Origin of the sequence: Enterobacter sp. BNK-34 (assembly GCF_048684445.1) — a bacterium.
GTDB classification, from domain to species: Bacteria; Pseudomonadota; Gammaproteobacteria; order Enterobacterales; family Enterobacteriaceae; genus Enterobacter; species Enterobacter pseudoroggenkampii.
In genome coordinates, this window is sequence record NZ_JBLQUA010000001.1 from 4,483,146 (window position 1) to 4,509,321 (window position 26,176).

The following is a 26,176-nucleotide window of genomic DNA, read 5'->3' on the forward strand; positions in this document are numbered from 1 at the left end:
TTTAATGAGAAAAAATGCGCTAGCCTGCTCCGTTTGTTAAAACAAGATAGCGCTGAAACGTTTCAAAAAGTCTTGCGCTTTCTGCAATGTCTTGCAAGTAAACTCGTATTTCCGATCTCAGAATTTAGAGATACAGCACATTTCTTCTTCGTTCAGCTGAATTTTGCTGAAGTTCAGCAAGCCAGTTTCAGCTAAGGTCAGCCGGGTGAGAGGTAAGTTGAAATGCCATTTTGATTTTTCGTGGCATCATTGACCGCACCCACTGTTTATTTTTTAGCTGACGGCGTAAACTCCGCCCCTCTCTGCTACTCGCTAATTATAAAACATGCATAACACCCCTGCGGCGGTCTCGCCGAAGCCCTTTGATTTGACCTCTGCGGCATTCCTCGTTGTTGCCTTCTTCACGGGCATTGCCGGCGCGTTACAGACGCCGACATTGAGCTTATTCCTGACAAATGAGGTTCACGTCCGTCCGGCGATGGTGGGATTCTTTTTTACCGGAAGCGCCATTATCGGCATCCTGGTCAGCCAGTTTCTGGCGGGGCGATCCGACAGAAAAGGCGATCGTAAGAGCCTGATCGTTTTCTGCTGCCTGCTGGGGGTCATGGCCTGCGTTCTGTTTGCCTGGAACCGCAACTATTTCATTCTGCTCTTCGTCGGGGTATTTCTGAGCAGCTTTGGCTCAACGGCAAACCCTCAGCTGTTCGCCCTTGCCCGCGAACACGCCGACCATACCGGACGTGAAGCGGTGATGTTCAGCTCTGTCCTGCGTGCGCAGGTATCGCTGGCATGGGTGATTGGTCCACCGCTGGCCTACGCGCTGGCGATGGGTTTTGGCTTTACGGTGATGTACCTGAGTGCGGCCGTTGCGTTTGTGGCATGCGGCGCGCTGGTGTGGTTCTTCCTGCCGTCCATGCGCAAAGAGCCCAAAGTGGCAACGGGCGTGCTGGAAGCGCCGCGCCGTAACCGCCGCGATGCCCTGCTCCTGTTTGTTATCTGCACGTTGATGTGGGGCACCAACAGCCTGTATATCATCAATATGCCGCTGTTTATTATTGATGAACTGCACCTGTCGGAGAAGCTGGCGGGCATCATGATGGGCACCGCGGCCGGGCTTGAGATCCCGACGATGCTCATCGCGGGCTATTACGCTAAGCGCTTCGGAAAGCGGTTTTTAATGCGCATCGCCGCTGTCGCCGGTCTGCTGTTTTATATCGGTATGCTGACGGTACATACGCCTGGGCTGTTGCTGGCGTTACAGCTGCTGAACGCCATCTATATTGGCATTCTCGCCGGGATAGGCATGCTCTATTTCCAGGATCTGATGCCGGGTCAGGCAGGCTCAGCCACCACCCTTTATACTAATACCACCCGCGTGGGCTGGATTATCGCGGGCTCAATGGCCGGTGTCGTGGCCGAAATCTGGAACTATCACACGGTGTTCTGGATTGCGCTGGTGATGTGTGCGCTGACGATGGGCTGCCTGGCGAGAATTAAAGACGTTTAAGGCGCGGTGAGCGTTTCAAGTTCAAGAAGGTACGTCATCGCCTGCTCTCGCGTGCTGCCGCACATTTCGGCAGCGGGCTGAAGCCCGGAGCAGACTTTCGGGCGCAACGGTGAGCCAAAGATCATGCACAGGTTCGTTTCCGAGAGCTGAACGCAGCGGGTATTGGCAGGCTTGCCCTCGGGCATTCCTGGAATGGGGCTTGAAATGGACGGTGCAGTACAGCACGCGCCACAATCGGGACGGCAATCCATAAATGCTCTCTTTCGCTGACGATCGCCCGCGAGTCGGGCATCGCGCGCACAGTAACACCTTTTGCGTATTGATAGCAAAAGCCACGAATTCCTCTTGCCTGAAAGGCCGCGCGCGAGTAATTTGGCGCGATATTTTTTACCTCCCGTAAACAGGATTACTGCAATGCCAAGAGCGAACGAAATTAAGAAAGGTATGGTGCTGAATTACAACGGCAAACTGCTGATTGTGAAAGATATCGACATTCAGGCCCCGAGCGCCCGTGGTGCAGCAACGCTGTACAAAATGCGTTTCGCCGATGTGCGTACCGGCCTGAAAGTGGAAGAGCGCTTTAAAGGTGACGATATCGTCGATACCGTGACCCTGACCCGTCGCTATGTTGATTTCTCCTACATCGACGGCAACGAATACGTGTTCATGGATAAAGAAGATTACACCCCGTACATCTTCACCAAAGATCAGATTGAAGAAGAGCTGCTGTTTATCCCTGAAGGCGGCATGCCTGACATGCAGGTTCTGACCTGGGACGGCGTGCTGCTGGCGCTGGAACTGCCTCAGACCGTCGATCTGGAAATCGTTGAAACGGCGCCTGGCATCAAAGGCGCATCCGCCAGTGCCCGCAACAAACCGGCTACCCTGACGACCGGCCTGGTTGTGCAGGTACCGGAATACCTCTCTGCTGGCGAGAAGATCCGCATCCATATCGAAGAAAAACGCTATATGGGTCGCGCTGACTGATTGCGGCGTTTGTCGGGTGGCGCTACGCTTACCCGACCCACGAAAAAAACCGGCCCTGAAGCCGGTTTTTGTGTTTTTGTAGGCCGGGTAAGGCGAAGCCGCCACCCGGCAACTCCGGTTACAGAAGTTCCGGATACTTCGTCATTTTCAGCGCCAGCTCAACGCCGCGCACTTCCGCCATGCCTTTAAGACGGCCAATCGCCGAATAGCCCGGGTTGGTTTTCTTACGCAGATCGTCCAGCATCTGGTGACCGTGATCCGGACGGAACGGGATAGGACGCACATCGCCCGCCTGCTTACGACGCGCCTCTTCCGCCAGAATGGCGTCTACCACCGCCACCATATTCACATCGCCGCCCAGGTGCGCCGCCTCGTGGAAGGTTTTTGGATTCTCTTCGCGGCAGGTCGCTCGCAGATGCGTGAAGTGGATACGATCGCCGAAGGCTTCAATCATCCGCACCAGGTCGTTATCCGCACGCACGCCGTAGGAGCCGGTACACATGGTAAAACCGTTGTAAATGCTGTTTACCGTCTCTTTCAGCCACTGCATATCTTCAATCGTAGACACGATACGCGGCAGGCCGAGGATAGGACGCGGTGGATCGTCCGGATGCACGGCCAGGCGAACCCCTACCTCTTCCGCAACCGGCACGATAGCGCGCAGGAAATACGCCATGTTTTCACGCAGCTGCTGCTTATCAATATCGCCGTATTCCGCCAGGCGCGCGCGGAACTGATCCAGCGTATACCCCTCTTCAGCCCCGGGCAGGCCCGCAATAATATTACGGGTCAGCTTTTCGATGTCCGCATCACTGGCAGCGTTAAACCACGCGCGCGCCTGCTGCTGCTCTTCCGCGGTGTAATCCGCTTCGGCGCCAGGGCGTTTCAGAATGTGCAGCTCGAATGCCGCAAAGGCAATCTGATCGAAACGCAGCGCTTTCGAGCCGTCCGGCATCTGATATTCAAGGTCGGTTCGCGTCCAGTCGAGGATAGGCATGAAGTTATAGCAGACCGTATCAATGCCGCAGGTCGCCAGGTTACGGATGCTCTGCTGGTAGTTAGCAATCCAGGTCTGGTACTCCCCTGAATGGGTTTTAATGTCTTCATGAACCGGGATGCTTTCCACCACAGACCAGGTTAACCCCTTCTCCGCCAGCAGCGCCTGACGCTGTTGAATTTCCTCTACCGGCCAGACCTGACCGTTTGGAATATGATGCAGCGCCGTGACGACACCCGTTGCGCCAGCCTGGCGCACATCATCAAGAGAAACCGGATCGTTCGGCCCGTACCAACGCCAGGTTTGTTCCATTGCCTCACCCTCTTAAGTTGTTATACCAATATGTGCTACTGCAATGACGACTACCATACATGTTTGCCGTGAAGGGTCAATACACCGCCACACATTGATTGATCAAACTCACATAACGGGGATATTTACGGCTCACCAATTTTATTTGCTGTCATATAACTTTACACTGGCATTGTTAATTAATGGTTAATCAGGTGTGTACCTCATGAAGACAATTGCCTCCACCGCCCTTCCTGCCCGGGTTCAGCAACCGCGCTACGATCGCACGCAATTACGCTCCCGCATCGTCCACTTTGGCTTTGGCGCGTTTCACCGTGCGCACCAGGCATTGTTAACAAATCGGGTGCTGAATGAAAAAGGCGGCGACTGGGGGATTTGTGAGATTAGCCTTTTCAGCGGCGATGTGCTGATGAGCCAGCTGCGCGCGCAGGATCATTTGTTCACCGTGCTGGAGAAAGGTGCAGAAGGCAATGAGGCCATTATCGTCGGTGCCGTCCATGAATGCCTGAACGCAAAGCTGGACTCCCTGCCCGCCATTATTGAGAAATTTTGCGAGCCTCAGGTTGCGATTGTCTCGCTCACCATCACGGAAAAAGGCTATTGCATCGATCCCGCGACCGGAAAACTCGATCTGAATAACCCCCGGATCGTCCACGACCTTGAAAACCCCTCCGGGCCACATTCGGCCCCAGGGATCCTGGTCGAAGCCCTCCACCGCCGCCGCGAGCGCGGCTTGCCTGCGTTTACCGTGCTGTCCTGCGACAATATCCCTGACAACGGGCACGTGGTGAAAAACGCGGTGCTGGGCATGGCGCAAAAACGTTCCGCAGGGTTATCTGAATGGATTGATAGCCACGTGAGTTTCCCGGGGACGATGGTCGACAGGATTGTGCCCGCCGCAACGGAGGCCTCGCTGGCGGAAATCACCGACGCGCTCGGCGTGGAAGATCCGTGCGCCATCAGCTGCGAGCCGTTCATTCAGTGGGTCGTAGAAGATAATTTTGTCGCCGGGCGTCCCGAGTGGGAAGTGGCGGGTGTCCAGATGGTGCAGGATGTGCTGCCGTGGGAGCAGATGAAATTACGCATGCTCAACGGCAGCCACTCTTTCCTGGCGTATCTGGGGTACCTCGCGGGCTACGCCCATATAAATGAATGCATGGAGGACTCGGCGTTCCGTGAAGCCGCCCGTCGACTCATGCTGGACGAGCAGGCCCCAACATTACGCATTAAGGATGTCGACCTCACCGCCTACGCCGATAGCCTGCTGGAGCGCTTTGCCAACCCGGCCCTCCAGCACCGGACCTGGCAAATCGCGATGGACGGTAGCCAGAAACTTCCGCAAAGAATGCTGGACGGGATCCGCGTTCACCTTGAGCGAAAAACACCGTGGTCGCTGCTGGCCCTGGGCGTGGCCGGCTGGATACGCTACGTCAGCGGCACCGACGATCATGGCAACGCGATTGACGTACGCGATCCCCTTAGCGATAAAATCCGCGCCATCGTCAATGCCAGCAGCGACGCCAACCGCGTCCACGCGCTGCTGGGGCTGAGTGAGGTCTTCGGTCACGATCTTGCGCATAATCGCGTTTTTGTGGAGGCTGTCAGCCAGGCCTATGAGCGCATAACCCGCCACGGCGCACGTCAGGCTGTTATCGAAACGTTAAATCTTTAACGATTATTGCGCTTAATGCGAACGGATGAGGCCTCCGTTCGCCCTTCCCCTTCTCACAGGGCACGTTTTTCGCCAGGATAGAGAATAGTGTTATAGCATCACCATTCTCATCCGGAGCGCACGTGACCAAAACCAACCTCATCACCGGTTTTCTCGGCAGCGGTAAAACCACCTCAATTCTCCACCTGCTGGCAAATAAAGATCCGGCCGAGAAATGGGCCGTGCTGGTCAATGAATTTGGCGAGGTGGGCATTGACGGCGCGTTGCTGTCATCCAGCGGCGCAATGATTAAAGAGATCCCCGGCGGGTGCATGTGCTGCGTCAATGGCCTGCCGATGCAGGTCGGGCTCAATACCCTGCTGCGTCAGGGCAAACCTGACCGCCTGCTGATTGAACCCACCGGGCTGGGTCACCCGAAGCAGATCCTCGATTTACTGACAGCCCCGGTTTACGAGCCGTGGATCGATCTGCGCGCCACCCTGTGCCTGCTCGATCCGCGTCAGCTTCTGGATGACAAGTCGCTGGCCAATGAGAACTTCCGCGATCAGCTCGCTTCGGCTGACGTTATTGTCGCGAATAAAGCCGATCGCGCCACGGCTGAAAGCCAGACCGCGCTGGAGTCGTGGTGGCAGCATTTCGGCGGCAATCGCACACGGGTGCAGACTACCCAGGGGAATATTGATAGCGCCCTGCTTGACCTTCCTCGTCTGAACCTGGCTGAGCTTCCGGCCAGTGCGGAACACGCTCATCGCCATCCGGTGAAACAGGGTTTAGCTGCCCTTAGCCTGCCAGAACACCAGCGCTGGCGCCGTAACCTGAACAGCGGTCAGGGATATCAGGCCTGCGGGTGGATTTTTGATGCTGAAACCGTTTTCGACACCATTGGGATCCTCGAATGGGCCCGACTTGCGCCCGTCGATCGCGTGAAAGGGATCATGCGCACGCCAGACGGGCTGGTGCGAATCAACCGTCAGGGCGACGATTTCTTTATTGAAACGCAAAATGTGGCGCCGCCTGACAGCCGTATAGAGTTAATTAGTGCGGTTAACGCCGACTGGAATGCCCTCCAGTCCAGCCTGTTGAGGATTCGTTTAAGTTCAGGCGGCTAACGTTGCCCCTGTTTTCACACTATACAGAACGTTATGACAACTCGATTTCCCCTGATATTACTGCTTAATGTCGCCGGTCTGGCGCTTTTCTTCTCCTGGTATATCCCGGCGGATCATGGTTTCTGGTTCCCGCTGGATTCTGCCATTTTCCACTTCTTCAACCAGGAGCTGGTGAAGAGCAACGCGTTCCTGTGGCTGGTAGCAATTACCAACAACCGCGCCTTCGACGGCTTCTCGCTGCTGGCGATGGGCTGCCTGATGCTCTCTTTCTGGCTGAAAGAGGACAAAGCCGGGCGCCGGCGTATTCTGATTATCGGTCTGGTGATGCTGCTGTTTGCCGTCGTCATTAACCAGCTGGCCACCGCGATTATTCCGGTTAAGCGCTCCAGCCCAACGCTCTTTTTCACCGATATTTATCGCGTGAGTGAACTGCTGCATATTCCAACAAAAGATGCGTCGAAGGACAGTTTCCCCGGCGATCACGGCATGATGCTGCTTATTTTTTCCGCAATTATGCTTCGCTATTTCGGCAGAAAAGCGTTTGCCATAGCCCTGATTATTTTTGTGGTTTTTGCCTTCCCGCGCGTAATGATTGGCGCTCACTGGTTCACCGATATTGCCGTCGGTTCGCTCTCCGTTGCGCTGATTGCGCTGCCGTGGTGTTTGATGACCCCACTGAGCGACAGGATAATAGCGCTGTTCGATCGTTATCTTCCCGGTAAAGCGCAACAATAATTGAACAAATAACTAACCTAAATTAACGTGAGCTATCAGGGATCGACATGATCCCTGATAGTCTTCCCGCCACGATCTTTTCCCAGTGTCATATTCTTGTCATCACATTCATGATAAAAATGAAGCAATTGCGCGATAAAGCCTCGGATCTGACCGCATTTTAAGCAATTACGGATTTTTACTTTCTGTATCACATTTTCTTATAAAAAAAAGGCTTTTTTTACTCGCAATACCCCTGGCAATCGGTTAATCTCGAACTCGTTTTGCCCCATAGGGATAATTATTTCGATGGTGAATAATTTTGTGCGCTATGCCACAAATGTGACCAGAAAGAATTGTCTCAATGTGAACAGATAATTAGTCTCGTCACGTTTGGCATTTTTATAACGATATTTGTCGTTAAGGACTTCAAGGGATAATAAACAAAATGGTCAAATCTCAACCGTTTCTGAGATATATCTTACGGGGGATCCCGGCGATAGCAGTCGCGGTACTGTTATCTGCATGTAGTACATCGAACACCGCAAAGAATATGCATCCTGAGACGCGTGTTGTGGGAATGGAAGATTCCTCGTCACTGCAAGCCTCTCAGGATGAATTTGAAAATATGGTACGTAATCTGGACGTGAAGTCCCGCATTATGGACCAGTATGCTGACTGGAAAGGCGTGCGCTATCGTCTTGGCGGCAGCACAAAAACAGGTATTGATTGTTCCGGTTTTGTACAGCGTACGTTCCGTGAGCAATTTGGGTTAGATCTTCCGCGTTCAACCTATGAACAGCAGGAGATGGGCAAGTCGATTTCACGTACCAAACTGCGCACCGGTGATTTAGTCCTGTTCCGTGCCGGTTCTACAGGTCGACATGTTGGCATCTACATTGGTAACGACCAGTTCGTACATGCCTCCACCAGCAGCGGTGTGACCATTTCCAGCATGAATGAACCATACTGGAAGAAGCGCTACAACGAAGCACGCCGCGTACTGACCCGCAGTTAATATGACTATTGTATCGTTGGTTATCCCTTGGCTGACGATATGATGAAAAAAAGCACTGCTTCGGCAGTGTTTTTTTTTGCCCATTACACTGAATACATCCAGCGGCATTTCAGGAATCACGACGTCTATGCTCACCCGCTACTTCTCCAGTAATCGTAAGATACTGATCCTCAGTATTATCACGGGTCTCATCACCGCCCTGCTCCTGGGTTCACTGCAATTTTCCTGGAGTTACCACAAGCGGGAAGTCAAATTCGACACTCTGGTGAATGATGTAAGCGCCTATATGGGGAGCTATTTCGACGATTTAAAAAAAGCGGTCAATGTTCTCCAGCCCCTCACGCTGAACACATGCCACGACGTCAATCAGGAACTCACCTCACGCGCGGCCTTCAGCATTAACGTTCGCGCCTTCCTGCTGGTCAGGGACAAGATGGCGTTCTGCTCTTCCGCCACGGGCCCGATGAATGTCCCGATGGAGACGCTGATACCTGAGCTGAATATCGATAAACCGATCGATATGGCGCTGCTCCCGGGTACCCCCATGCTGCCTGATGAACCTGCAATTGCGATCTGGTACCGCAACCCATTAGTAAAGGGCGGCGGTGTGTTCACTTCAGTGAATATTAATCTGACGCCTTACCTGCTCTACACGGAGCGCCAGGACGAGTTCGCGGGTATAGCCATCATCATCGGCGATAACGCATTGTCGACCCAGTCCAGTACCCTGGTTCATGCGCACGAATTACACGACATCCCGGTCCGCACGGCGACGCTGAAAGACGTCCCCCTGACCATCAACCTGTATGCGGACGCATGGACCAGCGATGAAATTCTCTACGCCGTGTTCTTCGGGCTGGTATGCGGCATTTGTGCCGGATCGCTCAACTACTACATCCTCAGCATTCGGCTCAACCCGGGTAAAGAGATTTTAAGCGCCATTAAGCGCGGCCAGTTTTACGTGGTCTATCAGCCCGTCGTTGATGCCAAATCGCTCAAAATGACCGGGCTTGAAGTGCTGATGCGCTGGAAGCACCCGACAATGGGGGAAATTCCGCCTGACGCGTTTATCAATTTTGCCGAAGCGCAGAAGCTGATTGTCCCACTGACGCTGCATCTCTTTGACCTTATCATTCACGATGCACCCGTGTTACAAACGCTGTTACCCCCGGGTGCCAAGGTGGGCATTAACATTGCACCGGGGCATCTGCACGCGGAAAGCTTCAAGGACGATATGCGCACCGTCAAAGCGCTACTGCCGCCGGATTATTTCCAGATCGTGCTGGAAATTACCGAACGCGACATGCTGAATCATCGGGAAGCCAACAGCCTCTTCGAATGGCTGCATAACGAAGGGTTTGAAATCGCCATTGATGATTTTGGAACCGGCCACAGCGCGCTGATTTACCTTGAGCATTTCACCATGGACTACCTCAAAATCGACCGTGGTTTTGTTAATGCGATCGGTACTGAGACCGTGACGTCGCCGGTGCTGGATGCCGTTCTGACGCTGGCAAGACGACTGAATATGTCGACCGTCGCCGAAGGGGTAGAGACGCCGGAACAGGCGGCCTGGCTGCGCGAACACGGCGTTAACTTCCTGCAGGGATACTGGATTAGCCGTCCGATGCCGCTGGCGCAGTTCCGCGAATGGCGTCCTGATATTTCGCCCGAGGGCGATTAATTTCACATTGTCCGCGACGTCACTTATTATTCAGCTTAACCGAGCCGGTCTGTAAAAGAGGGAGCCGCCGCGAGATGCTTATGCGCTTTATGTTGCTGATGTTGGCATTCACCAGCCTGTCCAGCCAGGCGCAAGCCATCAAAGAAAATATCGCCTTCGCGGTGATTGGCGAGCCGAAATACGCGGTCAATTTTACGCACTTCGATTACGTCAACCCTGCCGCGCCGAAGGGCGGTAAGGTGACGCTTTCCGCCACGGGAACCTTCGACAACTTCAACCGCTTCGCCCTGCGCGGCGTGGCGGCAGCGCGGACGGAATCGCTTTACGATACGCTCTTTGTCACCTCTGACGATGAACCCGGCAGCTACTATCCGCTGATTGCCGAGAACGTGCGTTACGACGATAACTTCGCCTGGGCGGAAATCTCGCTGAACCCGCGGGCACGTTTTCACGATGGCACACCGGTTAAAGCCAGCGACGTTGCGTTCACCTTCCATAAATTTATGACCGAAGGCGTGCCCCAGTTCCGCATCGTATATAAGGGCGCGTCCGTCAGAGCCATTGCGCCGCTCACCGTGCGCATCGAGCTGAGCGAACCCAATAAAGAGAACATGCTGAGCCTGTTCTCGCTGCCGGTAATGCCTGAATCGTTCTGGAAAAATCATAAGCTAAGCGATCCCCTTTCGACTCCCCCACTGGCAGGTGGCCCTTACCGCATTACCGACTGGCGCATGGGGCAATATGTCGTCTATTCCCGCGTCAAAGACTACTGGGCGGCCAATCTGCCGGTAAACCGCGGACGCTGGAACTTCGACACCCTTCGCTATGATTACTACCTCGACGATAACGTGGCGTTTGAAGCGTTCAAAGCCGGGGCCTTCGATTTGCGCGTCGAGAGCAGCGCCAAAAACTGGGCGACCCGCTATATCGGCAAAAATTTCGCAAAAGGCTATATCGTCAAAGACGAGCACAAAAATGAGTCTGCCCAGGACACCCGCTGGCTGGCGTTTAATATTCAGCGTCCGGTATTTAATGACCGCCGGGTGCGGGAAGCCATCTCCCTGGCCTTTGATTTTGAGTGGATGAACAAAGCGCTGTTTTACGGGGCCTACAGCCGCGCCAACAGCTATTTTCAGAATACCGAATACGCCGCGCGCGATTACCCGAAAGCCGACGAGCTGGTCCTGCTGGCACCGCTAAAAGCGGAGGTTCCGCCGCAAGTGTTCACCACCGTGTTTCAGCCGCCCGCATCGAAGGGTGACGGCTACGACCGTGACAACCTGCTGAAGGCCAGCAAGCTGCTGGATGACGCGGGCTGGCACCTGAAAAATCAAAAGCGTGTGGATGCCAAAACGGGTAAGCCGCTCAGCTTTGAGCTGCTGCTCTCGTCCGGAGGCAACGATCAGTGGGTGCTGCCGTTTAAGCACAATCTTGAGCGGCTGGGTGTGACTATGAACATTCGCCAGGTGGATAACGCGCAGATCACCAGCCGCATGCGCAGCCGTGATTACGACATGATGCAGCGCCTGTGGCCCGCCCAGCCGTGGCCCAGCTCGGACCTGCAAATCTCCTGGGCCTCCAGCTACATTGACTCCTCGTACAACGCGCCGGGGGTAAAAAGCCCGGCGATTGACGCGCTGATTGCGAAAATCGTGGCGGCGCAGGGGGATAAAGAAAAGCTCCTGCCGCTCGGGCGCGCCCTCGACAGGGTCTTAACCTGGAACTACTACATGCTGCCGATGTGGTATATGGGCGAAGATCGCCTTGCGCGCTGGGATAAGTTCTCCGTGCCTGCCGTGCGCCCTGTCTACTCCCTGGGCTTTGATACCTGGTGGTATGACGTTAACAAAGCCGCCAGACTTCCCGCTGAGCGGCGATAAGGAATTATCATGGGTGCCTATCTTCTCCGCCGTCTCCTGCTGGTCATCCCCACCCTGTGGGCCATCATCACGATTAACTTTTTTATCGTGCAAATCGCCCCCGGTGGGCCGGTCGATCAGGCCATTGCCGCCATTGAATTTGGCAACAGCGGCGGCATGCCCGGCGGCGGCGGTGAAGGGATGGGCGCCAGCCATGCGCGAACCGGCGTAGGGAATATCAGTGAAAGCCACTACCGCGGCGGACGCGGGCTGGATCCGGAAGTGATCGCCGAGATCACCCACCGCTACGGCTTTGACAAACCGATTCACGAGCGCTATTTCAAAATGCTCTGGGATTACATCCGCTTCGATTTTGGCGATAGCCTGTTTCGCAGTGCGTCAGTGCTGACGCTGATCAAGCAAAGCCTGCCGGTTTCGATCACGCTGGGGCTGTGGGGAACGCTGATTATCTATCTGGTCTCTATTCCGCTCGGGATCCGCAAAGCGGTGTACAACGGCAGCCGGTTCGATATCTGGAGCAGCACGTTCATCATTATTGGCTATGCCATCCCGGCGTTTCTGTTTGCCGTCCTGCTGATCGTCTTTTTTGCCGGGGGAAGCTATTTCGACCTCTTCCCGCTGCGGGGGCTGGTTTCCGCCGATTTCAGCTCCCTACCGTGGTATCAGAAAATCACCGACTACCTCTGGCATATCACGCTGCCGGTGCTGGCCACGGTCATCGGCGGGTTTGCGGCCCTGACCATGTTGACCAAAAACGCCTTTCTCGATGAAATTCGTAAACAGTACGTCGTCACGGCCCGCGCCAAGGGCGTGAGCGAGAAGCAGATCATGTGGAAACACGTGTTTCGCAACGCCATGCTGCTGGTGATCGCCGGATTTCCGGCCACGTTCATCGGCATGTTTTTTACCGGCTCGCTGCTGATAGAGGTGATGTTTTCGCTCAACGGCCTGGGGCTGCTGGGCTATGAGGCTACCGTGTCGCGCGATTATCCGGTGATGTTTGGCACACTCTATATTTTCACCCTGATTGGCCTGCTGCTGAATATCATCAGTGATATCAGCTATACGCTGGTCGATCCCCGAATCGATTTTGAGGGCCGCTGATGCCGCGTTTAAGCCCCGTCAATCAGGCCCGCTGGGCCCGTTTTCGCCACAACCGCCGCGGCTACTGGTCGCTGTGGATTTTTGCCGTGCTGTTTGCCTTAAGCATGTGTTCGGAGCTGATCGCCAACGACAAACCGCTGCTGGTGCATTTTAACGACCGCTGGTACGTGCCGGTTATCGCCAGCTACACCGAAAGCGACTTTGGCGGCCCGTTTGCGACCCCGGCTGAATATCAGGATCCGTGGCTTCGCGATCAAATCGACAGGCACGGCTGGGCGCTCTGGGCACCGGTGCGCTTTGGCGCAAACAGCATTAACTTCGCCACCACGACCCCCTTCCCTTCCCCGCCCTCCGCGCAAAACTGGCTGGGAACCGATGCGAACGGCGGCGACGTGCTGGCCCGCATCCTGTACGGCACGCGAATCTCGCTTCTCTTTGGGCTGATGCTGACGATCTTCTCAAGCGTCATGGGCGTCGTGGCGGGCGCCGTTCAGGGCTACTACGGCGGGAAAATTGACCTGTGGGGCCAGCGGATTATTGAAGTCTGGTCAGGCATGCCGACGCTGTTTCTGATCATCCTGCTTTCCAGCGTCGTACAGCCCAACTTCTGGTGGCTATTAGGCATCACCGTCCTGTTCGGCTGGATGGCGCTGGTGGGCGTGGTGCGGGCGGAGTTTCTGCGCACCCGAAATTTCGACTATATTCGCGCCGCGCAGGCGCTTGGCGTGAGTGACCGCGGGATCATCTTCCGCCATATGCTGCCCAACGCGGTGGTAGCAACGCTCACCTTCCTGCCGTTTATTCTGTGCAGCTCCATCACCACCCTCACTTCGCTGGATTTTCTTGGTTTCGGGCTACCGCTGGGTTCCCCGTCGCTCGGCGAACTGCTGCTGCAGGGTAAAAACAACCTGCAGGCACCGTGGTTAGGCATCGCCGCCTTTCTTTCCGTGGCTGTTCTGCTGTCGCTGCTGATTTTTATTGGCGAAGCCGTGCGCGATGCCTTCGATCCGAACAAGGCGGTATAAAATGCCCCAGCCTCTTCTCAGTATTGATAACCTGTCGATTGCTTTTTCAACGCAGGGCGAGACGCGCACCGTGGTCACCGACCTGTCGCTGCAGATCCAGCGCGGTGAAACGCTGGCCCTGGTGGGTGAATCGGGTTCAGGCAAGAGCGTTTCGGCGCTCTCCATCCTGCGGCTGCTGCCCTCTCCGCCGGTGAGCTATCCGCAAGGGGATATTCTCTTTCACGGCAGCTCGCTGCTGCACGCCGACGAACAGACCCTGCGCGGCATTCGCGGCAACAAAATCGCCATGATCTTCCAGGAGCCGATGGTTTCCCTCAACCCGCTGCACAGCCTGGAGAAACAGCTCTATGAAGTGCTCTCCCTGCACCGGGGGATGCGCAAAGAGGCCGCACGCGGAGAAATTCTGGACTGTCTGGAGCGAACAGGCATACGCAACGCGGCCAAACGGTTGAATGATTTTCCGCACCAGCTCTCCGGCGGCGAACGCCAGCGCGTGATGATCGCCATGGCCCTGCTCACGCGCCCCGAACTGTTGATTGCCGACGAGCCCACAACGGCGCTGGACGTAACGGTACAGGCGCAAATACTGACGCTGCTGCGGGAACTGCGTGACGAGCTGAACATGAGCCTGCTGTTTATTACGCATAACCTGAGCATTGTGAGAAAGCTGGCCGACAGCGTCGCGGTGATGCAAAACGGACGCTGTGTTGAACAGAATACCGCGTCAACGCTGCTGAGCGCGCCGCAGCACCCCTATACGCAGCGCCTGCTTGACAGCGAACCCTCCGGCGACCCGGTTCCTCTCACGGCTGACAGCACACCGCTGCTGCGCGTTGAGGATCTGTCCGTCTCGTTCCCGATCCGCAAAGGTATTCTGCGGCGCATTGTCGATCGGAACCCGGTATTGAAAAACATCCGCTTCTCGCTGCGCCCGGGAGAATCCCTGGGGCTGGTGGGCGAATCCGGCTCGGGTAAAAGCACCACCGGTCTGGCGCTGCTGCGCCTGATCGCCTCCCAGGGCGAGATCCTCTTTGACGATATGCCGCTGCACCGCTGGAACCGCCGTCAGATGCTGCCCGTGCGGCCCCGCATGCAGGTGGTGTTTCAGGATCCTAACTCCTCGCTTAACCCGCGGCTCAGCGTGTTACAGATTATCGAAGAGGGTCTGCGCGTCCATCAGCCCGACCTGAGCGCGCAGCAGCGCGAGCAGGAGGTCATTCGGGTCATGGCCGAAGTGGGTCTAGATCCCGAGACGCGCCACCGCTACCCTGCGGAATTTTCCGGTGGGCAGCGCCAGCGTATCGCCATTGCCCGCGCGCTGATCCTGAAACCGGAGCTGATTATTCTGGATGAACCGACGTCGTCGCTGGACAGAACCGTTCAGGCGCAGATCCTGGCCCTGCTGAAAGGGCTTCAGGAAAAGCACCGGCTGGCCTATATCTTTATCAGCCACGATCTACAGGTGGTGCGGGCGCTATGCCATCAGGTGATAGTGTTGCGACAGGGAGAAGTGGTCGAGCAGGGTGAGTGCCAGCGCGTATTTAGCGCGCCAACGCAGCGCTACACGCGCCAGCTGTTGTCGGCAGACTAGCGGTCAGAACGGGTACTGGCCGGAGAAAGGCTCAGCGATGGCAACGCCAAAATTCTTCAGACGGCAGGTGGCGGCAAATTCGTCCTGGCTTTTCACAAACAGGCACGGCTCACCTTCACACTCCAGGACGGAACTGTCCACTTCGATATCCGTCAGGGCCTGACTGAGACGCTCCATCACCCGCCATGCATTTTCGTCGCTCGGGCTCAACAGCTTGAGTGCCACCAGACAATTTTCACAGCCCGCGACGTTTTGCGGAATCGGTTCAACTTTCAAACCTGCAAAACCCGCCGACCAGCGATAGCTCTGGGGCAAGCGATGGACAATGGAGAGTTGTAATGTATTCACGTTCGTTCCCCGGAAGCAAAATTTACTTCACAATTTATTTACATTTATAGTAACACATCATCGCCAGCCTGCACTATTCAGCGCTTTTTTATCCGTTTCCAGGCTCGCGTCGGCGCTATATGTACCCGTTTCTGCGATCTAACTCAACCTTTTTGAATACAATGATGTGACTTTTTACACAAATAGATTTTACATAAAATAAACAAACACGGAATAAACGAACGAGGGTTTGGTTGATATGCATCAACAAAAAAGGCCCTGCCGGGCCTTCTCTGTGTTTTAGTGGGCCGCTTTTCGCGGTCGACTGGCGTAAAGATAGAAGAGTATCGAGCTGGTTGCGCAAAAAGCCATCGCCCACAGCATGGGCCATGCCGTCGTAAAGGTGGCCATCGAAAGCAACGCGCCAACGATAGCGCCGATGCCGAAGCGGAACGTCCCTGCCAGAGATGATGCGGTCCCCGCCATGTGCGGGAACTCATCCAGGATCACCGCCATCGCATTGGATGACACCATCGACACGCAGCCGACAAAAGCCGCCACGCCGACCACCAGCGCCCAGAAGCCCACGCCCAGAAACGCGCTCACCACCAGCCAGATCGCCATCACAAACTGTATCCACAGCCCGGCGCGGAACATGTTCAGCGCCCCCACCCGCCGGACAAAGCGGCTGTTGATGATGGTCATGATGAACAGGAAGACAATGTTCAGGGCAAAGTAATAGCCGAAGTGCTGCGGGGAAACGTGGTTCAGCTCGATGTAGACAAACGGCCCGGCGCTCAGGAAGGAGAACATCCCGGCGAAGCTGAACCCGCTTGCCAGCATATAGCTGAGCACGCGCTTGTGGCGAAACAGCGAGGCAAAGTTGCCGATGGTGGTTCGGATGTGGAATTTCTGCCGGCGCTCGACGGGAAGCGTTTCATCAATAAAGAAGAAAATCATCGCGGAGGCCAGCAGCGCGGCCAGGGCCAGGATCCAGAAAATCACATGCCAGCTAAACCACACCAGCACCGCACCACCGGCCATGGGTGCCACCAGCGGCGCAATCGTCGTCACCAGCATCACGAACGACATCATGCGGGAGAACTCTTCCTTCGGGTAGATATCGCGCATCAGGGCGTTAATCACCACGCTTGCCGCTGCCGCCGCCAGACCGTGGAAGAAGCGCATGACAATCAGATGATCGATGGTCTGCGCCAGCGCACAGGCAACCGCAGCGGCCGCAAAGACCAGCGTCCCGCCCAGAATGACGGGCTTGCGTCCAAGGCTGTCCGCCATCGGGCCATAAAACAGCTGGCCGAGGGCAAAGCCAAGAATATAGGTGCTGAGCGTCATCTGCGCGCTGCCCGCCGGGACGCCAAACTGTGCAGAAATCACCGGCAGCGCAGGCAGGTACATATCAATAGACAGCGGCATCAGCATGGCCAGCAGGCCAAGAATGAAGACGATTTTGAACGACGAGTGTGGCCTGGTGGTCACAGAGTTCTCCTGAAATTAGTGCGAAGGCAGACCGACGCTGGCGATCTCTTCTTCCGTTAACGGGCGATATTCGCCTGGCGCCAGCTCGGGATCGAGTTCGATCGCACCAATCCGCTCACGATGCAGGCCAACAACGTGGTTCCCCACCGCGGCAAACATACGTTTCACCTGATGGTAGCGCCCCTCGCTGATGGTCAGGCGGACCTCCGTCGGGGTGATGACTTCGAGCACCGCCGGTTTGGTCAGATCTTTTTCATTATGCAGCTGAACGCCTTTCGCGAAGTGCTCTGCCGTGTCATCCGACACCGGCGACTCCAGCGTCACGAGGTAGGTTTTCTCGCAGTGGTGTCGTGGAGAGGTGATGCGGTGCGACCACTGCCCGTCGTCGGTCATCAGCACCAGACCGGTGGTGTCGATGTCGAGGCGGCCTGCGGCATGCAACTTGTGCGCCACCGGTTCGTCGAGGAAATAGAGCACCGTCGGGTGATCCGGATCGTCCGTTGAGCAGACGTAGCCTTCCGGCTTATTGAGCATGAAGTAGCGCGGACCGTGCTGCTGGGTCAGCGGATTGCCGTCATACTCCACCTGATGGTCAGGTTGCAGTTTGAACGCGCTGTCTCTCACAATGTCGCCATCCACGGTAACGCGGCTGGCGCGAATTTCGCGCCCGGCAATAGCGCGGCTTACGCCGAGTTGCTGAGCGATAAACTTATCAAGTCGCATGAAATCTTTTTAGCCTTAATGGTGCAGGAAGTCGGACAACAGGTCCGATAAAAGAAGCAGTCTGGAACGGTTCAGTATAATGGTCTGGTTGCGCCACTCAAGGGAAAAAGTTTCGTGGCATACTATGTGCGGAATAACGAAACCGAGACCCCATGACTTTTACACTTCGTCCCTATCAGCAGGAAGCCGTTGACGCCACCCTCGCCTGGTTCCGTAAACATCGCGAGCCGGCGGCGATTGTGCTCCCGACCGGCGCAGGCAAAAGCCTGGTCATTGCCGAACTGGCGCGTCTGGCCCGCGGCCGCGTGCTGGTGCTGGCGCACGTTAAAGAGCTCGTCGCGCAAAACCATGCCAAGTATTGTGCGCTTGGGCTGGAAGCCGACATTTTCGCCGCCGGGCTAAAGCGTAAAGAGAGCCACGGCAAAGTGGTGTTTGGCAGCGTGCAGTCGGTGGCCCGCAATCTGGATCTGTTTCGCAGCGAATTTTCGCTGCTGATTGTCGACGAATGTCACCGCATCAGCGATGACGACGACAGCCAGTATCAGCAAATCCTGTCACACCTGAAAGCGGTGAACCCTCACCTGCGCCTGCTGGGCCTGACGGCGACCCCGTTTCGCCTGGGGAAAGGCTGGATCTATCGCTACCATTATCACGGCATGGTGCGCGGCGATGACAAGGCCCTGTTTAGCGACTGCATTTACGAGCTTCCGCTGCGCTACATGATTAAACATGGCTACCTGACGCCGCCTGAACGGCTGGATATGCCGGTGGTGCAGTACGACTTCAGCCGCCTGCAGGCGCAAAGCAACGGGTTATTCAGCGAAGCGGATCTTAACCAGGAGCTGAAAAAGCAAAAGCGCATTACGCCGCACATCATCAGCCAAATAGAGGAGTTTGCGCAGACGCGCAAAGGGGTGATGATCTTTGCCGCCACCGTTGAGCACGCGCGGGAAATCACCGGGTTACTGCCTTCCGGCGACGCGGCGCTCATCACCGGCGAGACGCCCGGCCCGGAGCGCGACAGCCTGATTGACGCGTTTAAAGCCCAGCGGTTCCGCTATCTGGTTAACGTGTCGGTATTGACCACCGGCTTTGACGCACCGCACGTCGACCTGATCGCCATTTTGCGCCCGACCGAATCGGTGAGTCTGTATCAACAAATTGTTGGCCGCGGCCTGCGCCTGGCCCCCGGGAAAACCGACTGCCTGATTCTGGATTATGCAGGTAACCCGCACGATCTCTATACGCCTGAAGTCGGCGCGCCAAAAGGGAAAAGCGACAACGTGCCCGTGCAGGTCTTTTGCCCTGCCTGTGGGTTTGCCAACACTTTCTGGGGCAAAACCACCGCCGACGGCACGCTGATCGAACATTTTGGCCGCCGCTGTCAGGGCTGGTTTGAAGATGATGACGGGCATCGCGAGCAGTGCGATTTTCGTTTCCGCTTTAAAAACTGCCCGCAGTGCAACGCCGAAAATGACATTGCCGCTCGCCGCTGTCGGGAATGTGACACGGTGCTGGTTGACCCGGACGACATGCTGAAAGCAGCATTAAAGCTGAAAGATGCGCTGGTACTGCGCTGTTCCGGCATGGCGTTGCAGCCCGGCGCCGATGAAAAAGGCGAATGGTTGAAAATCACCTATTACGACGAAGACGGGGCGGACGTCAGCGAGCGCTTCCGGGTCCAGACGCCTGCTCAGCGAACGGCCTTCGAACAGCTGTTTATCCGCCCGCACACCCGCACCCCGGGCGTGCCCCTGCGCTGGATCACCGTGGCCGATATCGTGCGCCAGCAGGTGCTGTTGCGCCATCCGGATTTTGTGGTCGCCCGTAAGAAAGGCCAGTTCTGGCAGGTGCGCGAGAAACTCTTTGACTACGAAGGTCGCTTCCGTCGCGCCAATGAATTGCGCGGTTAGCGGGACTTTTCATTGATGTGAGGGGCATTTGAGTATAAAATGCCGCCCGCTTCACATCCGTGAGGCAGAACACTCACCTGCTGCTGGGTCGCCTGTAGTAGGGTTTTAAATACAGAGAGAAATCAATGTTTACTATCGAAGCAGAAGTACGTAACGTGCAGGGTAAGGGTGCGAGCCGCCGCCTGCGTACCGCTAACAAGTTCCCGGCTATCGTTTACGGTGGCGAAGCTGCTCCAGTTGCAATCGAACTGGATCACGACAAACTGTGGAACCTGCAGACCAAAGCTGAATTCTACAGCGAAGTTCTGACCATCGTTGTTGGCGGTAAAGAAGAAAAAGTGAAAGTTCAGGCTGTTCAGCGTCACGCGTTCAAGCCAAAACTGACTCACATCGACTTCGTTCGCGCGTAATCGCAAACCTGTCGAAAAAAACCCCGCTTCTGCGGGGTTTTTTGTGCCTGCTATTTACCGCCCGAGGTGCGGCGCTGAAGCTGATCGCGCAGATTCGGCGGCGTACCCTTAATGGTCAGCGTATCGGTGGCCGGATCCCAGAAGATACGTTCCCCCAGCAGCATCGCATCAAAGTTGATGGTTAACCCGCCGCCGCTGCCGGCAAACTTGGTTAACTGGCGCAGCGTGCTGCGATCCGCCGGGAAGCTCTCTTCAAGCTCATAGCCCTTTTCTGCGGTAAATTCCTGGAAGCTGACTTCGCTGACGCCTGCCAGCTCTTTTGACAGCGACTCCAGCTCAATCTCTTCCCCTGCCTGCAGCTGTTCGTTGCAGTAGCTGTAAACCTGCTGGCGCACCGTCTGGCGCTCGGATTTATCGAGCTGCGCTTCTGCTGTGAAATCGTCAACCGCCTGGAGCAGCCCTTTGTTCTGCGCTTTGGCGTTAAGCCCTTCACTGGCACCGAGGAAGTCCATAAAGAAATCCGCCACTTTGCGGCCCACGCGCCCCTTCAGGAATGTCAGGTAGCGGGTCGATTCCGGGTTGGTTTCCCACTCGGTCAAATCAATACGCGCCACGATATCCGCATGGTTGATATCCAGATAATGCGTCGAGCTGATGTCCAGCTGCTCATTCACGCGCATGCTGCTTAAGTTATTCAGTACGGTAACCAGCAAATACTCGACCGCCAGGTAGCGGTAGTGGCAGAACAGCACGATCCCACCATCGGCGAACGGATATTTCGCCAGCTCGTCGCGCAGACGCCCGGTTGCCGCACGGCTAAACGCCAGAAAATCCTCTTCACCCTGACGCTGCAGGCGCAGGCTATCGGCCAGCTCACTCTCTTCGCTGAACAGGCCATAGGCTTTATTTTTGGCGCTGTAGACGCGATGCAGCTCTGCCATCATCTCCACAACGGTCGCCGTGGGTTCCAGTAACGAATCGCGCAGCACCACTTCAAGGGTTTGCTCATCACGCTTGATAAGCTGGTGCAAGGCAATCTGGTTGATTTCCAGACTCATGATAAACTCTCCTTTTAGACCGGGCGGTATTCAACCACCACCAGGACATGTGTGCAACAACAGATAAAAAAGGGGAAAAAAAGCTGTTGCTACGGTAATATGTTGCCCTTTCATCAACAAACTGATTTTGATTTATGCCACAACATTCCCGCTACAGTGATGAACACGTTGAACAACTGCTCAGTGAGCTGGTCAACGTACTGGAAAAACATAAAACGCCGACCGATCTCTCCCTGATGGTTTTGGGAAATATGGTCACCAACCTGATTAACACCAGCGTTGCTCCGGCTCAGCGTCAGGCGATCGCAAAATCGTTCGCCCAGGCTTTACAGTCGTCCGTCAGCAACGACCCGGCCCATTAAGGGATACGAACAACAGTTTATGGTGACGAATCGTCAGCGCTACCGTGAAAAAGTCTCCCAGATGGTCAGCTGGGGGCACTGGTTTGCCCTGTTCAACATTCTGCTGGCGACGGTCATTGGCTGTCGTTATCTGTTTGTCGCAGACTGGCCAACAACGCTCACCGGGCGTATCTACTCCTGGATAAGCGTTGTCGGTCACTTTAGCTTTTTGGTTTTCGCCACCTATCTGCTGATCCTGTTCCCCTTGACGTTTATCGTCATGTCGCAGCGTCTGATGCGATTCTTGTCCGCCATCCTTGCGACGGTGGGGATGACGCTGCTGCTTATCGACAGTGAAGTGTTCACCCGCTTCCACCTGCATCTCAACCCCATCGTCTGGGAACTGGTGATTAACCCCGACCAGAACGAAACGGCCCGTGACTGGCAGCTGATGTTTATCAGCGTCCCGGTGATCCTGTTGATTGAGATGCTGTTTGCCACCTGGAGCTGGCAAAAACTGCGTAGCCTGACCCGGCGACGCCACTACGCGAAGCCCGTCGCCGCGCTCTTCTTCGTCTCCTTTATCAGTTCGCACATCATGTATATCTGGGCGGATGCGAACTTCTATCGTCCTATTACCATGCAGCGCGCGAACCTGCCGCTCTCATATCCGATGACGGCCCGTCGCTTCCTCGAAAAACACGGCCTGCTTGATGCGCAGGAATATCAGCGCCGTCTTATCGAGCAGGGTAACCCGGAAGCTGTCAGCGTGCAGTATCCTCTGAGCGACCTGAACTACCGCGATATGGGACGAGGCCAAAACGTCCTGCTGATCACCGTCGATGGACTGAACTATTCCCGTTACGAGAAGCAGATGCCTGCGCTGGCCAATTTCGCGAGTCAAAACGTCTCGTTTACTCAACATATGAGCTCCGGTAACACAACCGACGCGGGCATCTTTGGCCTTTTCTATGGCATTTCAGCCGGCTACATGGACGGCGTACTGTCTACCCGCACACCTGCGGCGCTGATCACCGGGCTGAATCAGCAGGGCTATCAGTTAGGGTTGTTCTCATCCGATGGCTTTAACAGCCCGCTCTACCGCCAGGCGCTGCTGTCTGATTTCTCACTGCCGACGGCACAAAATCAGTCTGATGCGCAGACCGCCAGCCAATGGATAAACTGGCTGCAGCGCTACGCCCAGGAAGATAACCGCTGGTTCTCATGGGTTGCCTTTAACGGCACAACGCTTGCAAACAGCAATAAGAGTGATTTTGCGCGCCGCTACGGCCGCGCGGCGGGTGATGTTGATGCGCAGATTGGTCGCGTGCTTGACGCGCTACGTGAGTCCGGCAAGCTTGATAACACCGTGGTGATCGTGACCGCAGGCCATGGCGTCCCGTTAGGTGACGAGACGAAGAGTATGAGCTGGTCACGCCCGAACCTGCAGGTTCCGCTGGTGATCCACTGGCCGGGCACCCCGGCGCAGCGCATCAATATGCTTACCGAGCATAAAGATGTGATGACCACCCTGATGCAACGCCTGCTGCACGTCAGCACGCCAGCAAACGAGTATTCGCAGGGCCAGGATCTCTTCAGCGCCGCGCGCCGCCATAACTGGGTCACGGCTGCGGGTAATAATACGCTGGTGGTGACTACGCCGAAGCTGACACTGGTGCTGAACAACAACGGGAATTATCAGACGTATAACCTGCAGGGTGAACGACTGAAAGCCCAGAAGCCGCAGCTGAGCCTGCTGCTGCAGGTTCTGACGGATGAGAAGCGCTTCATCGCTAACTGATTAATAATAAACCAGTTAGCGACGGATTCCCTTGCATTCAAAACGGAATCGAGTAGTATTCTTTTCATGCGTCGGCACGTAGCGCAGCCTGGTAGCGCACCGTCATGGGGTGTCGGGGGTCGGAGGTTCAAATCCTCTCGTGCCGACCAAAATCACATTGAAAACCAGCCTCTTATGGCTGGTTTTTTTATTTCGCCTCGTCCGGCGTTTTGCGCAGGTACACCAGCGTAACCAGACAAATCACCGCTCCGGCATAGAACGTATATTCTGCGCCAAACGTCTCCCAGATGGCTCCTGCCCCCAGGCTGGCGACTAACAATCCCACGCCGCTGACCAGACTAAAAATGCCGTAGGCGGTACCGCGCAAATCCGCAGGCGCAGTTTTCGCAATCATTGCCGCCAGCAGCCCCTGCGTCATCCCCATATGCACTCCCCAAAGCGCAACGCCCAGAAGCATTCCAGCCCAGTGGGTGCTCAGCGCCAACACAACATCTGCTCCAATCAGCATCACCAGCCCCCACTGCAGTAATCGGGTGTGGCACATCCCGTCAGATAACTTGCCAAACGGATAGGCAGAGAGGAAATAGAGCAGATTCATGGCCACCATCACCAGCGGGATCAGCGCCAGCGGCACACCCGACTGCTGAGCGCGAAGCACAAGAAATGCTTCACTGAAACGTGCGAGCGTGAAGATGGCCCCCAGACCAATAACCCACCAGCAGCCTTTCCCGAGGCGCCTGAGGTTCTCTTTTTTGATAGGGTTCGTTCGTTTGTGCTCGACAGGGGTTTTAGGCTCATGCAGGCCGAAGAAAAGCAGCGCCACGGCGAGCACGCCGGGGATCACCGCGATCCAGAAAATGGTACGAAAATCATCGTTCCACAGCAGCATTAAGCCTACGGCCAGCAACGGCCCGAGAAATGCGCCAATGGTGTCCATCGACTGACGCAAACCAAAGGCCGCGCCGCGGAGTTCCGGCGGCGTAACGTCAGCGACCAGCGCATCGCGCGGCGCTCCCCGGATCCCCTTCCCCACCCGGTCGATTAAGCGAGCCCCAAGGATCATGCCGGAGGAAGAGGCAATAGCAAACAGCGGTTTACTCAACGCGCCAAGACCGTAGCCCAGAACAGCCAGCCCTTTACGCTTGCCCAGATAGTCACTGATGGCGCCGGAAAACACCTTGATAAACAGCGCCGTGGCCTCAGCCAGGCCTTCAATCAAACCAATGAAAATCACGCTGGCTCCCAGCGTCGTAACCATAAACAACGGCAGCAGGCTATGAATGATCTCCGAAGAGATATCCATCAGCATACTGACGCCGCCCACAACCCAGACTCCTTTCGGGATCCGGCTGAGCGTTGCAAACCGGGATAACATTGCGCATCTCCTGCTTTATGTCGAACAGTCTTGTTCGAAACAGAATATCCTGGAAATGCGAATAAAAATCATCTGATATAAAAAAAGCCAGCCCGCAGGCTGGCTTCATTATCTGAGGTGAAGGCTTAGTGCTTCTCACGTCCGCCCAGGAAGAAAATGCCCAGCGGGATGGCCAGCAGAACGGTGAACACCAGACTGTAGACGAAGATCATCGCCGATTGCAGGACATACATGCTGGTTGTCCAGGCAGAGAGAGGAATGTTGTACTGTTCGATGACGCCAACAATGGTGGCCCGCCCCACGCATGCGGCAGCAATCATAAACACGACCAGCAGCGCCAGGAGGAACTTGCGGCCTTCAGGCGTTTTCAGTTTTGCTCGAACCATCTCTCTTCCCTTTTACAGATGAATAACATTATAGAGGATCTAAAATAACACAAACGCCTGCCGGACTCCACGCCAGGACAAACATCTACCTAAATGGCAAATATGTGGTTTATTACGCTATTCATATTGAAAATGTAAGTAAATAACACCAATCATTCATAATTGATATGTTAACCTGTGCAGGATCGTTTTGACATAAAGGAATGACAATGAAAAACGCACCTAAATTTGCCATCGCACTCATCGCCGCCGCGTGTGTCAGCACCAGTGCTTTCGCCAGCGAAACACCTAAAGAGCAGCCGCTGGAAAAAGTCGCCCCGTATCCGAAAGCGGATAAAGGGATGAAGCGTCAGGTGATTCAGCTGCCGGCACAGCAGGATGAAGCGAATTTCAAAGTGGAGCTGTTAATTGGCAAGACGCTGGAAGTGGACTGCAACCAGCATCGCCTGGGTGGTCAGCTGGAAAGCAAAACGCTGGAAGGCTGGGGTTACGACTACTACGTCTTTGATAAAGTCACCTCGCCGGTCTCCACCATGATGGCCTGCCAGGATGGCAAGAAAGAGAAGAAATTTGTGACAGCGTATCTGGGCGACAATAGCCTGCTGCGCTACAACAGCAAGTTGCCGATCGTGGTCTATACGCCTGAAAACGTGGAAGTGAAGTATCGCGTATGGAAGGGAGAAGAGACTGTCGGACAAGCGGTAGTACGTTAAAAGTCGGGTGGCGGCTTCGCCTAACCCGACCT

At 55.6% G+C, this 26,176-nt stretch carries 24 protein-coding genes and 1 tRNA gene; 17 read left to right on the top strand and 8 right to left on the bottom strand.

Features of this window, described 5'->3' with window-relative positions; all coding sequences use genetic code 11:
• Positions 1–325: 325 nt before the first annotated feature.
• Positions 326–1,507 (top strand): sugar efflux transporter SetB, encoded by a 1,182-nt coding sequence (gene setB, locus ACMGG5_RS22080; RefSeq protein ID WP_420278516.1) that lies wholly within the window; start codon positions 326–328, stop codon positions 1,505–1,507.
• On the opposite strand, the gene ACMGG5_RS22085 is transcribed toward setB, so the two are convergent.
• On the bottom strand, positions 1,504–1,758 hold the full coding sequence (locus ACMGG5_RS22085) for a YkgJ family cysteine cluster protein (protein ID WP_032645293.1): 255 nt from the start codon (positions 1,756–1,758) through the stop codon (positions 1,504–1,506). The two genes, setB and ACMGG5_RS22085, sit on opposite strands and share 4 nt — an antisense overlap.
• 163 nt (positions 1,759–1,921) lie before the next feature.
• Between ACMGG5_RS22085 and yeiP the strand changes: the two genes are divergently transcribed.
• The gene (gene yeiP / locus ACMGG5_RS22090; protein WP_008500940.1) at positions 1,922–2,494 is read left to right on the top strand and encodes an elongation factor P-like protein YeiP; all 573 of its coding nucleotides are present in this window, start codon (positions 1,922–1,924) and stop codon (positions 2,492–2,494) included.
• Between the two features lie 118 nt (positions 2,495–2,612).
• Here the strand turns inward: yeiP and uxuA are convergent, their stop codons facing one another.
• Positions 2,613–3,803 carry a mannonate dehydratase gene (gene uxuA / locus ACMGG5_RS22095; protein WP_267215081.1) on the bottom strand — a complete coding sequence of 397 codons (1,191 nt, stop codon included), beginning with the start codon at positions 3,801–3,803 and terminating at the stop codon, positions 2,613–2,615.
• Positions 3,804–4,008: 205 nt separating this feature from the next.
• Between uxuA and ACMGG5_RS22100 the strand changes: the two genes are divergently transcribed.
• The 9 genes from ACMGG5_RS22100 to yejF all read left to right on the top strand — a co-directional run bounded on the left by ACMGG5_RS22100 (position 4,009) and on the right by yejF (position 15,600).
• A complete protein-coding gene (locus tag ACMGG5_RS22100; RefSeq protein ID WP_420278517.1) occupies positions 4,009–5,475 on the top strand; it encodes a mannitol dehydrogenase family protein in 1,467 nt (488 codons plus the stop codon).
• A gap of 122 nt (positions 5,476–5,597) precedes the next feature.
• The gene (locus tag ACMGG5_RS22105; protein WP_420278518.1) at positions 5,598–6,584 is read left to right on the top strand and encodes a CobW family GTP-binding protein; all 987 of its coding nucleotides are present in this window, start codon (positions 5,598–5,600) and stop codon (positions 6,582–6,584) included.
• 33 nt (positions 6,585–6,617) lie between these two features.
• On the top strand, positions 6,618–7,319 hold the full coding sequence (locus tag ACMGG5_RS22110) for a phosphatase PAP2 family protein (RefSeq protein WP_032646574.1): 702 nt from the start codon (positions 6,618–6,620) through the stop codon (positions 7,317–7,319).
• A gap of 427 nt (positions 7,320–7,746) precedes the next feature.
• Positions 7,747–8,316, top strand: coding sequence for a bifunctional murein DD-endopeptidase/murein LD-carboxypeptidase (gene mepS, locus ACMGG5_RS22115; protein WP_008500946.1), 570 nt, complete (start codon positions 7,747–7,749; stop codon positions 8,314–8,316).
• A gap of 127 nt (positions 8,317–8,443) precedes the next feature.
• Positions 8,444–10,000 (top strand): cyclic di-GMP phosphodiesterase, encoded by a 1,557-nt coding sequence (locus ACMGG5_RS22120; RefSeq protein ID WP_420278519.1) that lies wholly within the window; start codon positions 8,444–8,446, stop codon positions 9,998–10,000.
• Between the two features lie 74 nt (positions 10,001–10,074).
• Positions 10,075–11,880, top strand: coding sequence for an extracellular solute-binding protein (locus ACMGG5_RS22125; RefSeq protein ID WP_420278520.1), 1,806 nt, complete (start codon positions 10,075–10,077; stop codon positions 11,878–11,880).
• Positions 11,881–11,889: 9 nt separating this feature from the next.
• Positions 11,890–12,984: a microcin C ABC transporter permease YejB gene (locus ACMGG5_RS22130; protein WP_024908182.1), complete on the top strand. Its 1,095-nt coding sequence runs from the start codon at positions 11,890–11,892 to the stop codon at positions 12,982–12,984.
• Positions 12,984–14,009: an ABC transporter permease gene (locus ACMGG5_RS22135; protein ID WP_024908183.1), complete on the top strand. Its 1,026-nt coding sequence runs from the start codon at positions 12,984–12,986 to the stop codon at positions 14,007–14,009. The genes ACMGG5_RS22130 and ACMGG5_RS22135 overlap by 1 nt, the downstream gene beginning before the upstream one ends.
• Position 14,010: 1 nt before the next feature.
• Entirely contained in the window at positions 14,011–15,600 is a 1,590-nt protein-coding gene (gene yejF, locus ACMGG5_RS22140) for a microcin C ABC transporter ATP-binding protein YejF (RefSeq protein ID WP_420278521.1), read from the top strand.
• A gap of 3 nt (positions 15,601–15,603) precedes the next feature.
• On the opposite strand, the gene ACMGG5_RS22145 is transcribed toward yejF, so the two are convergent.
• The 3 genes from ACMGG5_RS22145 to rsuA form a co-directional block, all read right to left on the bottom strand.
• Positions 15,604–15,948, bottom strand: coding sequence for a YejG family protein (locus ACMGG5_RS22145; RefSeq protein WP_420278522.1), 345 nt, complete (start codon positions 15,946–15,948; stop codon positions 15,604–15,606).
• Positions 15,949–16,227: 279 nt separating this feature from the next.
• The gene (locus ACMGG5_RS22150; RefSeq protein WP_045402783.1) at positions 16,228–17,424 is read right to left on the bottom strand and encodes a Bcr/CflA family multidrug efflux MFS transporter; all 1,197 of its coding nucleotides are present in this window, start codon (positions 17,422–17,424) and stop codon (positions 16,228–16,230) included.
• Between the two features lie 15 nt (positions 17,425–17,439).
• Positions 17,440–18,147, bottom strand: coding sequence for a 16S rRNA pseudouridine(516) synthase RsuA (rsuA, locus tag ACMGG5_RS22155; RefSeq protein WP_208763098.1), 708 nt, complete (start codon positions 18,145–18,147; stop codon positions 17,440–17,442).
• 152 nt (positions 18,148–18,299) lie between these two features.
• On the opposite strand from rsuA, the gene ACMGG5_RS22160 reads away from it, so the two are divergent.
• The gene (locus ACMGG5_RS22160; RefSeq protein WP_061714741.1) at positions 18,300–20,060 is read left to right on the top strand and encodes a DEAD/DEAH box helicase; all 1,761 of its coding nucleotides are present in this window, start codon (positions 18,300–18,302) and stop codon (positions 20,058–20,060) included.
• A 125-nt stretch (positions 20,061–20,185) separates the two neighbouring features.
• On the top strand, positions 20,186–20,470 hold the full coding sequence (rplY, locus tag ACMGG5_RS22165) for a 50S ribosomal protein L25 (protein WP_008500956.1): 285 nt from the start codon (positions 20,186–20,188) through the stop codon (positions 20,468–20,470).
• 50 nt (positions 20,471–20,520) lie between these two features.
• Here the strand turns inward: rplY and yejK are convergent, their stop codons facing one another.
• On the bottom strand, positions 20,521–21,528 hold the full coding sequence (gene yejK, locus ACMGG5_RS22170) for a nucleoid-associated protein YejK (RefSeq protein ID WP_008500957.1): 1,008 nt from the start codon (positions 21,526–21,528) through the stop codon (positions 20,521–20,523).
• Positions 21,529–21,662: 134 nt separating this feature from the next.
• On the opposite strand from yejK, the gene ACMGG5_RS22175 reads away from it, so the two are divergent.
• From ACMGG5_RS22175 to ACMGG5_RS22185, 3 genes are all read left to right on the top strand, one after another.
• Positions 21,663–21,890: a YejL family protein gene (locus tag ACMGG5_RS22175; RefSeq protein ID WP_008500958.1), complete on the top strand. Its 228-nt coding sequence runs from the start codon at positions 21,663–21,665 to the stop codon at positions 21,888–21,890.
• Between the two features lie 19 nt (positions 21,891–21,909).
• Complete coding sequence (gene yejM, locus ACMGG5_RS22180) at positions 21,910–23,670, top strand: LPS biosynthesis-modulating metalloenzyme YejM (protein ID WP_420278523.1); 1,761 nt, start codon at positions 21,910–21,912, stop codon at positions 23,668–23,670.
• Between the two features lie 72 nt (positions 23,671–23,742).
• A tRNA-Pro gene (locus ACMGG5_RS22185) sits at positions 23,743–23,819 on the top strand.
• A gap of 38 nt (positions 23,820–23,857) precedes the next feature.
• Here ACMGG5_RS22185 and ACMGG5_RS22190 read toward each other — a convergent pair.
• Both ACMGG5_RS22190 and ACMGG5_RS22195 read right to left on the bottom strand, forming a co-directional pair.
• On the bottom strand, positions 23,858–25,045 hold the full coding sequence (locus tag ACMGG5_RS22190; protein WP_157189485.1) for an MFS transporter: 1,188 nt from the start codon (positions 25,043–25,045) through the stop codon (positions 23,858–23,860).
• A 125-nt stretch (positions 25,046–25,170) separates the two neighbouring features.
• Positions 25,171–25,431, bottom strand: a complete 261-nt coding sequence (locus ACMGG5_RS22195) for a DUF2534 family protein (RefSeq protein ID WP_008500962.1) — start codon at positions 25,429–25,431, stop codon at positions 25,171–25,173.
• Between the two features lie 209 nt (positions 25,432–25,640).
• Between ACMGG5_RS22195 and eco the strand changes: the two genes are divergently transcribed.
• The gene (gene eco / locus ACMGG5_RS22200) at positions 25,641–26,144 is read left to right on the top strand and encodes a serine protease inhibitor ecotin (protein ID WP_420278524.1); all 504 of its coding nucleotides are present in this window, start codon (positions 25,641–25,643) and stop codon (positions 26,142–26,144) included.
• The last annotated feature ends 32 nt before the right edge of the window (positions 26,145–26,176 follow it).

Coding starts and splice junctions, on each gene's coding strand:
- mepS (WP_008500946.1), top strand. CDS start 7,747: ATGGTCAAATCTCAACCGTTTCTGAGATATATCTTACGGGGGATCCCG.
- ACMGG5_RS22110 (WP_032646574.1), top strand. CDS start 6,618: ATGACAACTCGATTTCCCCTGATATTACTGCTTAATGTCGCCGGTCTG.
- ACMGG5_RS22160 (WP_061714741.1), top strand. CDS start 18,300: ATGACTTTTACACTTCGTCCCTATCAGCAGGAAGCCGTTGACGCCACC.
- ACMGG5_RS22195 (WP_008500962.1), bottom strand. CDS start 25,431: ATGGTTCGAGCAAAACTGAAAACGCCTGAAGGCCGCAAGTTCCTCCTG.
- ACMGG5_RS22190 (WP_157189485.1), bottom strand. CDS start 25,045: ATGTTATCCCGGTTTGCAACGCTCAGCCGGATCCCGAAAGGAGTCTGG.
- rsuA (WP_208763098.1), bottom strand. CDS start 18,147: ATGCGACTTGATAAGTTTATCGCTCAGCAACTCGGCGTAAGCCGCGCT.
- uxuA (WP_267215081.1), bottom strand. CDS start 3,803: ATGGAACAAACCTGGCGTTGGTACGGGCCGAACGATCCGGTTTCTCTT.
- eco (WP_420278524.1), top strand. CDS start 25,641: ATGAAAAACGCACCTAAATTTGCCATCGCACTCATCGCCGCCGCGTGT.
- yejM (WP_420278523.1), top strand. CDS start 21,910: ATGGTGACGAATCGTCAGCGCTACCGTGAAAAAGTCTCCCAGATGGTC.
- ACMGG5_RS22175 (WP_008500958.1), top strand. CDS start 21,663: ATGCCACAACATTCCCGCTACAGTGATGAACACGTTGAACAACTGCTC.
- ACMGG5_RS22135 (WP_024908183.1), top strand. CDS start 12,984: ATGCCGCGTTTAAGCCCCGTCAATCAGGCCCGCTGGGCCCGTTTTCGC.
- ACMGG5_RS22125 (WP_420278520.1), top strand. CDS start 10,075: ATGCTTATGCGCTTTATGTTGCTGATGTTGGCATTCACCAGCCTGTCC.
- ACMGG5_RS22130 (WP_024908182.1), top strand. CDS start 11,890: ATGGGTGCCTATCTTCTCCGCCGTCTCCTGCTGGTCATCCCCACCCTG.
- rplY (WP_008500956.1), top strand. CDS start 20,186: ATGTTTACTATCGAAGCAGAAGTACGTAACGTGCAGGGTAAGGGTGCG.
- ACMGG5_RS22120 (WP_420278519.1), top strand. CDS start 8,444: ATGCTCACCCGCTACTTCTCCAGTAATCGTAAGATACTGATCCTCAGT.
- yejF (WP_420278521.1), top strand. CDS start 14,011: ATGCCCCAGCCTCTTCTCAGTATTGATAACCTGTCGATTGCTTTTTCA.
- yejK (WP_008500957.1), bottom strand. CDS start 21,528: ATGAGTCTGGAAATCAACCAGATTGCCTTGCACCAGCTTATCAAGCGT.
- setB (WP_420278516.1), top strand. CDS start 326: ATGCATAACACCCCTGCGGCGGTCTCGCCGAAGCCCTTTGATTTGACC.
- ACMGG5_RS22100 (WP_420278517.1), top strand. CDS start 4,009: ATGAAGACAATTGCCTCCACCGCCCTTCCTGCCCGGGTTCAGCAACCG.
- ACMGG5_RS22085 (WP_032645293.1), bottom strand. CDS start 1,758: ATGGATTGCCGTCCCGATTGTGGCGCGTGCTGTACTGCACCGTCCATT.
- yeiP (WP_008500940.1), top strand. CDS start 1,922: ATGCCAAGAGCGAACGAAATTAAGAAAGGTATGGTGCTGAATTACAAC.